Here is a 13,199-nt window from a genome sequence, read left to right on the forward strand (position 1 = left end):
AGAATACGAAATAATTCTAAACATTTAAAAATCAATAGCCTAACACACCTGAAATTTACTACAACTAACTTCTAACCTCTTATTTCTTCCGCTGCTTGTCGCGTTCGGCGAATAGTTCTTCCCAGGTCCAGGGGGTGGTGCGGCCGGTGGTTTGCTGCCGGACGGCACGTACCTGCTCGGGTTTGACAATAACCCAGTTGATGTAGCCCGCGCTCATCTGGGGAAAGCTGCGCATACAGAGGTCGTAGCGGACGTAGTTCAGGACCGAGGCGATCCACTCGTCGCTGTTGGTACCCATGGGAGGCATCTGGTCGGTATAGGTATGACCATCGACGGGGCCTTTCAGGCCGTGCAGCATAATCTTGATTACCTCCTCCTTATTCTCAATCAGCTTGAATTTGCCGATAAGCGGAGGGGCTATGTTCGTAGCCAGCCCCTGCCCTTCCGGGCCGTGGCAGGAGGCACACAGAGAGTTAAAGATGGTAGCTCCTTCCAGGATAGATTGCCGCGAGAAATCGTCCAGCGCCACTAATTTATGCCCGTACCTGCGGGCTTCGCTATTCTTTTCCAGGCTTTTCTGTACGGCGGCCAGCAGTTCGTCGCCCGGCTTTTGCGCTACGATTTTCTGGGCGAGACCTGTTGCCTGCGGCACCTGAGAGGTACTTAATGACAGTACTACCTGACTGAGTACATCGCGGCTGGGGTCAGTGGCCATAGCCTGTAACGCAGCCAGAACCGCTGGATCTCCTTTTTTCAGATAGGGTTCGCTCATCCGCACCGCGGCTTTGCGAATCTGAACATCGGTATCTTTCAAAGCCGCCAGCAAGGTCGGCTGATCCAGTGCCTCCAGGCCTTCCAGTGTCCAAAGGGCGTGGAGTCGGCCGAGGGTACTTCCCAGCCGGGCTACCGCCTTTTTTCGTAAGGCAGGTACTACCGTTTTATCTCCCCGCACTACGAGTTCCTTCTGGGCGTTGTCGCGCCACCAGCCATTGGGGTGGTCGAGGTAGGTGACCAGCTTAGTACCGGGCTCATCAAGCATACGGGGCAGCGGACCGGGCTTCAGGTCTTCGTGGACCAGCCGGTATATCCGGCCGCGCTTTACGTTTTTCTGGAGTCCTTTGCTCATAATCTGGTCGTAGAGGTAGCTGCCCGGCTGGGCCCAGGTAGCCTCCTGAATGACACCCCGGTACATATCCACAATGTACAGGCAGCCGTCTGGGCCGGTATAGGTATTAACCGGCCGGAAATTCATGTCGGTTGAGGCGATGAATTCGTCCTGTTTATACACATTAGTCAGTGAAATCCGGCCGTCGGCGTCGGTAATGTTGGCGCGCCGGATAAAACGTCCTACCGGTTCGGGTACGATATAGTCGCCCGCCATGCTGGCGGGTAGCCGGTCGCCCCGAAACACCGACTGACCGCTTACGGAAGTAAAACCAAACATGGTACTGTCGGGCCGCAGGGTACGGGGACCGCCGTTGACATCGGGAGTTTTGATAAGGGGCCATACCTGGCTAAACTCCGCATTGAGCGCGTCCGGAAGGTCGAGTTGCCCGTACACGGGGTTAATCTGAAAGCCCGAAGCCGCTATCCCCGAAGCCGCCCGGCTGAAGAATAACCGTCCGTAGTTATCGTGGGTTAATCCCCACTGCCCGTTGGAGCCGCTAACCAGGGTGTCTGCCTTTAACTGACCTGCCTGGTACCTGAACCGGACCGGATCGGTAGTTACATATAACCAGTTGTCGAGGTTCCAGTCCAGGCCGCTGCGCTGGTGCTCCACGTTGCCGTAGGCTTTTTTAGGATGCTGATAAACCGGCCGCTTCCGGTCGGCTTTACCGTCGCCATTGGTGTCCTGGTAAGCATAAATATCGTAGCTGTTGGTTTCGTTGACCAGCAGTTCCCGCCCTACGCACTGGAGCATGCGGGGAGCCAGCAGTTTATCAATAAAGACGGAGCTTTTATCCATTTTTCCGTCGCTATCGGTATCCTCCAGCAGCATAATCCGGCTTCTGGGCTCGTACTCGTCCTGCGCATCAATCGTCTGCATGTAGGTTTCGAGCTGCGCCACGTACATACGGCCATTGCCGTCCCAGGTCAGCGCCGCCGGTTCCGAAATCATGGGCTCGCTGGCCACTACTTCCAGCCGGTAGCCTTTGGGCAACCGAAAAGACTTTAAACTTTCTCCGGGCGACTGGGGAATAGTAACAGGTGTCTGGCTGACGGTACGGGGGGTGGCGAAAGGGTCTTCCTGTTCCACCACGAAACTCTGCTGATAGGCAGCGATTGTCACCAGCAAAACCAGGCCAGCGGCGGCCCGCCAAAAGTAACTTTTCATAGGTACAATAAAATGAAGTACTCCTGATTTTAAACCTTAAATGTTCAATTAAATACTCATCCTGAGCGTTGTTTTTATGTTGTCACTCCCCTTGTGAGTAGTTTCTGCGCCTTAGTAAACAATTTTTGGCTAGTAACCGCTGGTATGGTTCTTTTTACGTAAACCGGAAGACCACTTAGGTGACAAAGAAATAATCAGGGACAAAGTAAAAGACAAGTGCAGATGGTTAGAGACTTCTATGGCTCCGTTATTAACGTGATTAAAGCTATGCAGGTGGTAGAACAAGGGTACCAGGTAGAGTATACCGCTGCCGACCTGAACGGCTTCCGTGAAATGTTTCAGCAAGTAAATCCAGCCTGTCTTCCGGCACTCCTTAGCTTTTTTGACGAGCAGGGCATGAAGGAAATCCACACGGTGGTACAGGAAGTTCTGGAACAGGAAATACCCAGGGAGGCGTAGACTTTTAAAGCTTTATAGTATCCCCCAATGCCACCTACTAGTAAACAATAGTTTAGGTGGGTAATGTTTGCTGTCGCTTTACTTCCACAATCCTGCCCGGCCCATTCCTCACTTTCTTTTAATTTTTTCTGTATTTTATCTTATAGTCCGTTGGCTGAAGCAGCTCTTTAGCGTATTATTCCTCTTCAGGAAATTACTTCGATTTTCTCTTTCCTTTCCCACAATAGTAAGGTTTCCAACGGAAGACTATGGGCTTTATCGTGGCGCGTAGTATCTTGCTGATTATTTGTCAGAAAAACAACGGCAATCCCGTCGGGTCTTGTAAAAAGGACAGCCATTATGCGTATCAGCAGCTCTTTTATTCCTTTGGCAGTAGCCCCACCAGCCCCCCGCGGGTACTTCCTGGGTATTGTTGCCGTTTTCCTGTGCTTGCTACCTGCGCTTTCGTGGGCGCAACACGTGCATCATCCGGTGGAGTCGGTAGAGATACAACCACTTGCCGCTCAGGTGAAGAGGCTAATGGAAGCTATGGAGTACCTGGGTGAGCCCATAAGCCCCACCGACCGGCAGGCGCTGGAAAAGGCCAGTCAGGATACCGACGCCGCCAGGGCCAGCGCCCGGATTCAGGAGGTACTGGATGCCTATTGTCTGCTGGAAGTCCATATCAACCCCGAAAGCCGGGTCAAGGTGGACCAGGGACCAGCCAAACCGGTACTAGCCGAACAGGGCTGGCGTACCTACCTGGTCAAGGTACGGAATGAAGCGGGCGTAACGGCTCAGCTCAAGGCCGAAAGCCCCAATGCCCTGCCCGTTTATGCCCGTGGTAACAACGCCATTAAATTCAGCTTTGACCCGCGCCCCCAGCAAACCGTTACTGCCTTTGACGTTGCCAATCGCTGGCTGGACCTGAGCCTGTACGATAAGCCGCCCCTCCGGCCCCAGCTTTCGGGCCTTGAACTCGAGTACCGCGTTATTCAGCTATACAGCCGGGACCCCGGCAAGCGCGAAGCCAAAATAAGCTTTAACGTAGGGCAGGGTACGCAGGATATTGGCTTCCGTAACGACGTTGATATTCTCTTTACCTGCCAACCCTCGCAGGAAGTCAGTTTTCGCGTACTGGATGAGCACGACCAGCCTACTACCGCCTCCTTCCTGATTCAGGACCCACAGGGACGTACCTACCCTTCCCGCGCCAAGCGCCTGGCCCCCGACTTTGCCTTTCACCCACAGATATACCGAGCCCACGGCGAAACCATCCGGCTCCCCGCCGGTGAGTACAGCGTCCGGTACACGCGCGGCCCGGAGTACCTCGAACAGAAACAGATGCTCAAAGTAACAGCCGGTCAGCCCCAGACGCTGGATGTACGCCTGCAGAGGTGGATTGATCCGGCCCGGCGGGGCTGGTACTCCGGCGACCACCACATTCACGCGGCGGGTTGTATGCACTACGAGTCGCCCACGGAGGGGGTACTCCCGCAGGACATGATGCGGCATATACTGGGCGAAGCGCTCCACGTGGGTAGTGTACTGACTTGGGGACCGGGCTACTACTACCAGAAACAGTTTTTTGAGGCTAAGGACAATGAACTTTCTACTCCGGAAAACCTCATGCGCTACGACCTGGAAGTATCGGGCTTCCCGTCCAGCCACAGCGGTCACCTGGTGCTGCTACGCCTCAAAGAACAAGATTACCCCGGCACCAAGGTACTGGAGGACTGGCCCACCTGGGACCTGCCGGTACTTAAATGGGCCAAAAAACAAGGGGCGGTAGCCGGCTTTGCGCATTCGGGCTGGGGACTGGAAGTAAAGACAGACCAGCTACCTAACTTCGAATTACCAAAATTTGACGGTATTGGGGCCAATGAGTACATCGTGGACGTAACCCACAACGCCGTTGATTTTATTTCTACCGTGGATACCCCCTCCCTGTGGGAACTCAACATCTGGTACCATACCCTCAACTGCGGCTTCCGGACCCGCATCAGCGGCGAAACTGATTTTCCCTGTATTTACGGCGAGCGGGTCGGGCTGGGGCGAAGCTACGTGAAGCTGGATGACAAACTTACCTACGACGCCTGGGTAGAGGGCATCCGGCAGGGCCGCGCTTACGTGTCGGACGGGAAGAGCCACCTGATGGATTTTCGGGTTAATAATCTATCCGTGGGGACCAATGGCAGCGAACTGAAATTAAGTAAGCCTGCCACTGTAAAGATAACGGCAAAGGTAGCAGCACGACTGGACGAAGTACCTAATGAGGATATCCGCCAGCGCAGCTACGACAAGCAACCGTACTGGGAGCTGGAACGCGCCCGCAAAGGTACTTCGCGCGAAGTACCCGTTGAGGTAGTTGTGAATGGCCGGGTGGTAGCCAGCTCGACCCTGCTAGCCGATGGTACCCTGCGCGACCTGGCCTTTGAAGTACCTATTGAACGCAGTAGTTGGGTGGCTTTACGCATTCTGCCCTCTTCGCATACCAATCCGGTGTTTATTGAGGTAAACAACAAGCCCATCCGGGCTTCCCGAAAAAGCGCCGACTGGTGTACCCGGTCCGTGGATCAGTGCTGGACCCAAAAGGCTCCGCTGATAGCAGTCCCGGAGCGGGAGGCGGCCCGGAAAGCCTACGAACACGCCAGGCAGGTATACCGCCAAATCATGCAGGAGAGCGAGGTGGATTAAATATTTTACTACCGGCATTTACGAACCATAACCAACCTTATGTCCTTACAGGCTACTATTGAGCCGCTCCTGGTGGAGCTGTACTACCCCAGTGAATCGGATGAACCCGTGGAGTTTGTTTCGGTGGAAACCCGAGTACCTACGCCCCTGAGTCCGGAGAGTTTCGTCAGTTTGTTTGCCATTTCTTCGGGTGTTGAAATAAAAGAAGCCGAGCCGGAAAAATTCTGGTCGGCAGTTACGGTTTATCAGGACTGGTACCTGGAAGAAGAGGTCCAGCGGACCAGGCAGTTTGTTGAGCTGAAAGCCCGGCTGGAAAAAGATCTCGCCCACCTTCAGTACTTTCGGGTGGGCGAGATTACCATAGCGGCGTATGTGGTTGGTACCAGCAGCGAAGGCCGGGTAGAGGGAATAAAAACGGCCCTGGTCGAAACCTGACCCTTACCCTTAGGCTACCTGCTCTGTAACTTCCTCGTCCTCGTGAATTGCTTCTATTTTGGCTTCGAGCGCTTTTCCAACGTTTCTTCGCTTCTTAAATAGCTGCAACAGCCTCAACCGGGAGTAGTCGTAGCAGATTATAACCACAATGACAAAAGATACCACAAAAAACACCCGGAACTGCAGCCGGTGATAGAGCATGGCCGACAGAACACCCGCGCTCAGGTACGACACCGCAATGGACAACAATAGCTTGGCGCGTCCGATTAGGGTGGGGTTGTCACGGAACTCTTTCCTGGTAAACATCGAAAACAAAATTCCCAGGTCAGTAGTAAGTCCGGTCAGGTGGGTAGTCTTAACCACAAAATTGGAAACACTGGCGGTCATGCCGTTTTGCAATCCCATGGCAAACAGCATAAATCCAATCAGCATTTCGGTTTCGGTCAGGGTTTCCTGGTAGTAGTACTGCCCGTACACCCCCACGGTAATCAGGCACAGCATTTCCAGCAGGAGCGGAAGCGAATGGGCTATGTAGGCATTCTTTCGGTTCAGGTTAATGATAATAAAATTAGCCAGGAAACTTCCCAGAAAAAAAAGCAGGATCCAGGCAAACACCACCGATACCTGATACCAGTGTCCTTTGGCGATTTCTTCGGCCAGAATTGCGTAATGCCCTGTAACGTTGGATGTAAACGCGAAGAAGATGATAACCGACGCCACATTGACCATGCCGGCCGAAAAGGCCGTAAGTACCCCCAACTGGATATTATCCCGCAGACTTCTGCTATTGCTATATTTTCTAAGCATCACTTATCGAACTCGTTTAAACGTTATTTTGGCAATTCCCCGGGCCTGCATCTCGGTATAAAAATGCAGCGCCATGCTATCCTGGCTTAGTTCTACCAGTTTGTAACTTTCTTCTACTGCATCATCATAATGCAGCAGGAGTATATGCCCGCGCCCCTTCAGTCGCCAGTTCAGCTGCTTAGCCGGGGCACCTTCGGCCATGAAACTTACTTTGCCATCGGGTGAAAAATGCCATTTCTCGGCCCGGTGAACAATCAGGTCCTGGGCTATCAGCTGCTTTACATTTTCGGAAATCGCCTTCCCCGACAGGGCGTCGGTTCCCTGGGCTTTATCTACTCTTTCGTACTCCCAGGCTACTTCCTCCCAGGTACCTACCAGCAGTTGGTCCGGACTGGCAGCACTGGTAAACAGTCCCAGAAAAACCAACCCCGCCGCCAGCAGAAATCCGGCGTAGCACATTCCTAATCCACATCTTTTCATAGCTATACTTTTTTTTACAACTCAACCCTCACATAGGGTTGGGTACCAGAAACAACTCGGCTATACTACCTTGATCGGGTACGTTCCGGTTTTCGTTCCAGTCAATTTCAACGTACTGTAAGGAGCACTTACGGCAATAGGGAAGCAGGTCAAAACACCACTTGTTGGTTAGCTTCATCCGGTAGCTCTTAGGGATAAAAATAGTCTCGACCTTCTTGCCAAGCAGAAAGTTTTCGAAGGCATTCTGGTTTATGCCCGTAAATAAATCAAGGCAGAAAGAGTTGAGCTGCGAGGCGTACTTGTTTTTAAGTATTTCACAGGCTTCCTTGAACTTTGCATTTTGCTGCTCATCCAGGTACTTCCTTTTAGAGAAAAAGAGCAGATCGGTAATACAGTCGGTAAGGTGAGCGGAATACACCAGGACCAGGTCCACTTTTTCTCCCTCCAGCTGCCGTAGGGCACCTTTAACGGTATTCAGCGACTCAATAGTAAAATCGGTTGGTATCAGAATAGTCTTCGCCATAGCTTTATTAGGTTTGTTTTGTGATTACAAAGCTAAGTGCGAGGCATTAGAGGGGCTTAAGAGCGGAATTAGAATGTAGTAAGAACGAAATTAGAATGTAGTAAGAGCAGGATTAAAACCGGATTAGAAATGGATATACGTCCCTTCGGGTACTTACTCAGGCTATAGAGTATAGTTACCAATGGGTAGTTTTATTTCCACCGTAACGCCCTGGTTAAGTACCGACCGGACCTGGATTTCGCCATCGTGCATTTTAACTACATTCCTGGTAATGGGCAATCCAATACCGTAGCCTTCAAAGCTTTTGGTGTTACTGGCCCGGAAATAGGGGTCGTATATGTACTTGATTTCGTCCTCGGGTATACCTATGCCCAGGTCCTTGACCACAATTACAATCTGCTGCGCCGAGGCCCCCAGCGACACCCGGACGGTGTCGTTGTTGGAGTACTTGCAGGCATTCATAATTACGTTCGACAGGGCCAGATGCAGCAGTTGCTCATTGCCTTTCACCTTGAGCTTTTCGGGATTTTCGGGCAAAAAGCTAAAGTCCAGCGCTACTCTGTTGGAAGGATAAATCTTGTCTACAGTTTCCTTTACATCCAGGATCAGCTGGTCCATCCTAACCTTGTCAAACTTAACTACCTTGCCGTTGTAGCCCGTTTGGGCCAGAAAGAGCAACGCCTGGGTTTTTTTATTGAGTTTTTCGGCTTCTTCCAGTATGGCCGTCAGGGCTTCCTGGTACTCGTGGGGCTGCCGGGGTTTGGAAAGTACTACGTCGGCTTCGCCGATAATGGAAGTAAGGGGGGTATTTAGCTCGTGGGAGGCATTACTTACAAAGTTTTTCTGCGTTTCAAAGGCCGCTTCGAGGCGGTCGAGCATGTCGTTGAAGGTGTTCGCCAGGGTACTTAGCTCGTCATTTTTGCTGGAAGTTTTCAACCTCAGATTCAGGTTTTCGGAGCTTATATCCCTTACACGGGTGGTGATATCCTGCAGTGGCTCCACTATTTTCCTGGAAATCCAGAACGAAATCAGCAGTATTACTACCATGGAAATAATAAGGGCCGAAATCAGCAGATTCCGCAGGTACCGGATGTGGTGGGTGTAGTAGTAGTTTTCGGCCGAAACAATAACAAAGTAGTCTTTGCCGGCCGTCCGGTACCGGATTCCCGAATAAAAAATATTCTGCTTTCGGTGATTAGCACTACCCTGAGCTTTAAGATCAGTCAGAAAGCGAACGGGAACCCCCAGCACCCGGGACTTGAAAAACAGCGAGTCAGCGGACGGCGTGGGCAGTATCTGGATTTCTTCCCTGGGGAGTTCTTCCAGGTAGCTCTGCCTTACCTCCCGGATGGCATTAATATCCTGCTCGTTTTCCAGGTGTATTTTGGCAGTAGTAGCCGCTCTGATCTCTAACCGTTTATAAAAGTCCTGAAACGAGTAGCTGGCCGACGCGTAGTATATAAAACCGCTGAACAGGAAAATAAACGACAAAAAGATAACCGTGAGTAGCAGTAAGATTCTGGTTTTGATTTTCATAGGAACCTGATCTTAGTTTTCAAAATTTTCCTTCATGACATACCCCATCCCGATGACCGTATGTATCATTCGTGGTTCGCCCGACTTTTCCAGCTTTTTCCGGAGGTAGTTTACGTACACATCCACTACATTGGTACCCATGTCAAAGTTAACCCCCCAAACTTCTTCCAGTATTTCCACCCGCGAAAGTACCCGGCGGGGATTGTTCATAAACATGAGCAGGAGGCGGTATTCGGTAGATGTCAGAGAAATTTCCTGATTTTTCCGGCGTACTTCCTTGGTGTAGTCATTCAGTTCCAGATCACCAAAACGCAGCGCTTCCTGACCGCTCTCCTCTATTTTCAGACTCTCCTTCCGCCGCAGTAAGGCCCGGATACGGGCTACCAGTTCAATGAATTTAAAGGGCTTGGTGAGGTAGTCGTCAGCGCCGGTGTCCAGGCCCATAACTACGTTTTCAGTACTTCCCAGGGCCGAAAGCAGCAGAATAGGTACTTGCCCGTTGTGCTCCCTGATGAGTTTACACACATCCATTCCGCCGATGGAAGGCAGCATAATATCCAGAATGATCAGATCGTAAGGTATCGTAACTGCCATTTGCAGCCCTACACCACCATCCATAGCGACACTTACTTCAAAGCCTTCTTCGCTCAACCCTTTATTGACAAATGAGCAAACGTGCGCGTCGTCTTCTATCAGTAAAATCTTCTTCTTTTTTCCTGTCAGCGGATAATCAAGGTACTTACTGTCCTGCATTTTTAGTAAAAAGTATAGGTAAAGCCAGACTATTTCTCAAAATTACATTTTTCATTTTCCCCCGCAAGAAGCCGGACTACCTTCGATTGTCTTAAATGGCCCCGTCTGTATATACCACAGGTTAAGCCGTAAAGTTTGAGTAGCATGAAATCAAAATACGATATAGTTATTGTGGGAGCGGGTCATAATGGCCTGGTGGCGGCCTGCTATCTGGCCGGAGCTGGCAAAAGCGTACTGATGCTGGAACGAAACCTGTACGTTGGTGGCGCTACTACTTCCCAGCGGATATTCCCGGACTACGACGCTTACCTGTCCCGCTACTCCTACCTGGTTAGCCTGTTTCCCCAACAGATAGTTCGTGACCTGCGGCTGAGCTTAGAACTACGCCGAAGACGTACTGCCTCCTACACTCCCTTTTGGCGAGGACCGGAAGCCGACGGACTTCTGCTGAGTAATATCAACGAAGCGGCCAACCGTAACCAGATTGAGCGCCTGCACCCGGACGACTACAAAGGGTACCTGCTGATGCAGCAACGTATCCAACGTTTCACCGATAAAGTATGGCCAAGCCTGCTGTTGCCGCTGGATTCAAAAGAGGCATGGAAAAACAGGTTTCGGGAGCCGGAAGACCGGGCGGTATGGGAATGGCTGGTAGAAAAACCCCTGGGGGAATTTATTGAGGCTCACCTACAGCACGATGTACTGCGGGGCGTGGTACTTACCGATGCGAAAATCAGCGCTAATACCCACGCCCACGACCCTTCCTTACTGCAGAACCGGACGTTTCTGTATCATGTTATTGGTAACCAAACCGGCGAGTGGCGGGTACCCGTGGGTGGAATGGGTGCCCTGGCGGATGCTCTTTATCAGCAGGCACTGCGCTTAGGCGTGGAGGTACTGACTGGTGCGGAGGTACTTCACATTCACCCGCACAGTACTCAACCATCAGTAACCTATAAAGTAGAGGATAAGGAAGTCACAATACAGGCCCGTCAGGTACTGGTCAATGCCGCACCCGCCGAATTAAAACGCCTGGTGGGCCCGGCTCCGGTAAGTCGGCCCCCGGATGGCCGGCCCCCGGTTGGCCGGCCCCAAAGTACTACTGCGGAGCAGGAAGGCACGGCTTTTAAAGTAAATATGCTGCTCCACAAGCTGCCCCCGCTCCGTTCGGGGATAGCAGCGGAAGATGCTTTTGCCGGTACCTTTCATTTTAATCAAACCTATACCGGGTTGGCCGCGGCTTTTGAGCAAAGCCAAAGAGGACAGCTGCCCGAGCGCCCTCCTTTCGAGATTTACTGCCACACCCTCACCGACAACTCCATCCTGAGCAGCGAGTTGCAGAGGAAGGGGTACCATACAATCACTATATTCGGGCTTGATGCTCCTTACTCTCTTTTTCTCTCCCGTCCGGAACAAACCAGGCAACAGCTCCTAAATCAGTACCTGGCTACCCTGAACGAGTGGTTCACCGAACCTATTCAGGATTGTATTGCCAGGCAGGCGGATGGTACCTTGTGTCTGGAAGCAAAAAGCGCGCTGGACCTGGAAACGGAGCTGCAACTCCCCCGTGGAAACATTTTTCATTCTCCACTAAGCTGGTTTTACGCCGAAGATACCGGTGGCGTTGGACAGCGGGGCGTTGAAACTGACTTTGCCGGTATTCTGCTGTGCGGCTCAGGGGCCGAACGCGGTGGAGCCGTAAGCGGTATACCCGGCTACCACGCTGCCATGAAGTTACTCAATCAAGAGCTTAGGTAACGGTTTCGGGAGCATGAGCAAACAAGTACTTTACTTTTCGCTGCGGCTATCTTTTACTACCAGATATACCTCATTGTCAAGTTCGAGATAGCCGTAATCATACACGAAGTGGTAGATGTTCCCTTTTTGTGTAGGGCGTATACTGGTAATAAATCCAAAATCAAACCCTTTGGCCAGAAGGGTACTTTTGGAGGTTTTGGCTTTGTCATCCTGACAAATTTCTTCCAGTATCCGGCGGTTCCGGCGCAATTGGTTATTGATATTCCGCACCACATTATAGGCGTCTGAATTAAGCCGGTTATTATAGCTATTACGACACATATCAGAGCAAAACTTCTTGTCGGCTCGTCCCGCAATGGGTGCTTCACATTCCAGGCAATTCTTCATTACTTATCTATTCATGTGGTTGTATGTCAAGCAAATATACAAACAATTTCCCATTTGCAAACGACTACAAATATTTTTATCCGACTATAAATAATTACGAACCGAATCAGTTACTTTCTATCTGCCACCTTTGTAGTGTTGAAACACAACCACCTGATTAACAAGTAACATTTCAAACTTTAATCTGAATATACTATGAACGCAGTAAAATTGATCGGTAACGTAGGAAGAGAAATTACGGTAAAAGAATTTGAAGGTGGCAAACTCGCTACCTTCAGTCTGGCCACAAACGAGACGTACCTAAACCGGAACAAGGAAGAAGTCACAAGTACCTCCTGGCACAATATAGTGGCCTGGGGAAAGCTGGCTCAATCGTGTGAGGAGTTGTTAAGCAAAGGAAAACTCGTGGCTATTGAGGGACGGCTGAACTACCGTCAGTACCAGAATAAAGAAGACCAGACTGTGAAGGTAATGGAGATTGTAGCAGTTAAAATTGAAGAGGTAGTGAAGAAAAGTGAGTAGTGCGCCACCGCCCCAATGAAAAAAAAGGTCCGGTTGTTAGCCGGACCTTTTTTGCTTAGGCTAAGAAGTATTGTACTCGTTACTAAAATGATGGCTGTTTGTTCTTGTCCGTTTAGCCCCAAGTTGTGAAGAGCTGGCATAAAGTTCTAGCGCCTTAAAACCATCAAAGCCCCGCTTATTGGGCGGGGCTTAGGGTGAAGAGGTGGCGGCTACCTACTTTACCGGCTGTTAACCAGTATCATCGGCGGTGCGGGGCTTAACTTCTCTGTTCGGGATGGGAAGAGGTGATCACCCGCCCCATAGCCACCATCAGGCTGGGGGGTAGCAGCGCGTCTGGGCCGGTTTTATCCGGCATCGCAGCACAGCGTCGCTCCTGTTGATTTCATTTAACACGTGGAAGAGAAAAGAGAAGAATTTTTTTAAGCAAGCTCTTGGGTGATTAGTACCACTCAGCTGAGCGCCTTTCAGCGTGTACACCTGTGGCCTATCGACGTTGTCGTCTACAACGACCCTTATGGGGAAGACTCA

Annotated in this window: 12 protein-coding genes and 2 rRNA genes; 5 read left to right on the forward strand and 9 right to left on the reverse strand. The window is 51.1% G+C overall.

From position 1 onward, the window contains the following. Positions 1–79: 79 nt before the first annotated feature. Positions 80–2,335: a DUF7133 domain-containing protein gene (locus VGN67_RS09630; protein ID WP_327486600.1), complete on the reverse strand. Its 2,256-nt coding sequence runs from the start codon at positions 2,333–2,335 to the stop codon at positions 80–82. Positions 2,336–2,557: 222 nt separating this feature from the next. Here VGN67_RS09630 and VGN67_RS09635 point away from each other — a divergent pair, with 222 nt between their 5' ends. The 3 genes from VGN67_RS09635 (at position 2,558) to VGN67_RS09645 (ending at position 5,905) form a co-directional block, all read left to right on the forward strand. Beyond that, a complete protein-coding gene (locus VGN67_RS09635) occupies positions 2,558–2,794 on the forward strand; it encodes a hypothetical protein (RefSeq protein WP_327486601.1) in 237 nt (78 codons plus the stop codon). Between the two features lie 339 nt (positions 2,795–3,133). Then, on the forward strand, positions 3,134–5,470 hold the full coding sequence (locus VGN67_RS09640) for a CehA/McbA family metallohydrolase (RefSeq protein WP_327486602.1): 2,337 nt from the start codon (positions 3,134–3,136) through the stop codon (positions 5,468–5,470). A gap of 39 nt (positions 5,471–5,509) precedes the next feature. Continuing rightward, complete coding sequence (locus VGN67_RS09645) at positions 5,510–5,905, forward strand: nuclease A inhibitor family protein (RefSeq protein WP_327486603.1); 396 nt, start codon at positions 5,510–5,512, stop codon at positions 5,903–5,905. Between the two features lie 9 nt (positions 5,906–5,914). On the opposite strand, the gene VGN67_RS09650 is transcribed toward VGN67_RS09645, so the two are convergent. The 5 genes from VGN67_RS09650 to VGN67_RS09670 all read right to left on the reverse strand — a co-directional run bounded on the left by VGN67_RS09650 (position 5,915) and on the right by VGN67_RS09670 (position 10,004). Continuing rightward, positions 5,915–6,712, reverse strand: coding sequence for a YoaK family protein (locus VGN67_RS09650; protein WP_327486604.1), 798 nt, complete (start codon positions 6,710–6,712; stop codon positions 5,915–5,917). A 3-nt stretch (positions 6,713–6,715) separates the two neighbouring features. After that, the gene (locus tag VGN67_RS09655) at positions 6,716–7,192 is read right to left on the reverse strand and encodes a hypothetical protein (RefSeq protein WP_327486606.1); all 477 of its coding nucleotides are present in this window, start codon (positions 7,190–7,192) and stop codon (positions 6,716–6,718) included. A 28-nt stretch (positions 7,193–7,220) separates the two neighbouring features. Next, the gene (locus tag VGN67_RS09660) at positions 7,221–7,715 is read right to left on the reverse strand and encodes a hypothetical protein (RefSeq protein ID WP_327486607.1); all 495 of its coding nucleotides are present in this window, start codon (positions 7,713–7,715) and stop codon (positions 7,221–7,223) included. Positions 7,716–7,877: 162 nt separating this feature from the next. Further along, positions 7,878–9,251, reverse strand: coding sequence for an ATP-binding protein (locus tag VGN67_RS09665; protein ID WP_327486608.1), 1,374 nt, complete (start codon positions 9,249–9,251; stop codon positions 7,878–7,880). Between the two features lie 12 nt (positions 9,252–9,263). After that, entirely contained in the window at positions 9,264–10,004 is a 741-nt protein-coding gene (locus VGN67_RS09670; RefSeq protein ID WP_327486609.1) for a response regulator transcription factor, read from the reverse strand. A 144-nt stretch (positions 10,005–10,148) separates the two neighbouring features. Between VGN67_RS09670 and VGN67_RS09675 the strand changes: the two genes are divergently transcribed. Further along, positions 10,149–11,762 (forward strand): NAD(P)/FAD-dependent oxidoreductase, encoded by a 1,614-nt coding sequence (locus tag VGN67_RS09675; RefSeq protein WP_327486610.1) that lies wholly within the window; start codon positions 10,149–10,151, stop codon positions 11,760–11,762. 30 nt (positions 11,763–11,792) lie between these two features. Here the strand turns inward: VGN67_RS09675 and VGN67_RS09680 are convergent, their stop codons facing one another. Then, positions 11,793–12,149, reverse strand: coding sequence for a hypothetical protein (locus VGN67_RS09680; protein ID WP_327486611.1), 357 nt, complete (start codon positions 12,147–12,149; stop codon positions 11,793–11,795). Positions 12,150–12,344: 195 nt separating this feature from the next. On the opposite strand from VGN67_RS09680, the gene VGN67_RS09685 reads away from it, so the two are divergent. Continuing rightward, positions 12,345–12,671: a single-stranded DNA-binding protein gene (locus tag VGN67_RS09685; protein ID WP_327486612.1), complete on the forward strand. Its 327-nt coding sequence runs from the start codon at positions 12,345–12,347 to the stop codon at positions 12,669–12,671. Positions 12,672–12,871: 200 nt separating this feature from the next. On the opposite strand, the gene rrf is transcribed toward VGN67_RS09685, so the two are convergent. Continuing rightward, a 5S ribosomal RNA gene (gene rrf / locus VGN67_RS09690) occupies positions 12,872–12,982 on the reverse strand. 108 nt (positions 12,983–13,090) lie between these two features. Continuing rightward, a 23S ribosomal RNA gene (locus VGN67_RS09695) occupies positions 13,091–13,199 on the reverse strand; the annotation flags it as partial.

Source organism: Telluribacter sp., assembly GCF_035998675.1.
Lineage (GTDB): Bacteria > Bacteroidota > Bacteroidia > Cytophagales > Spirosomataceae > Telluribacter.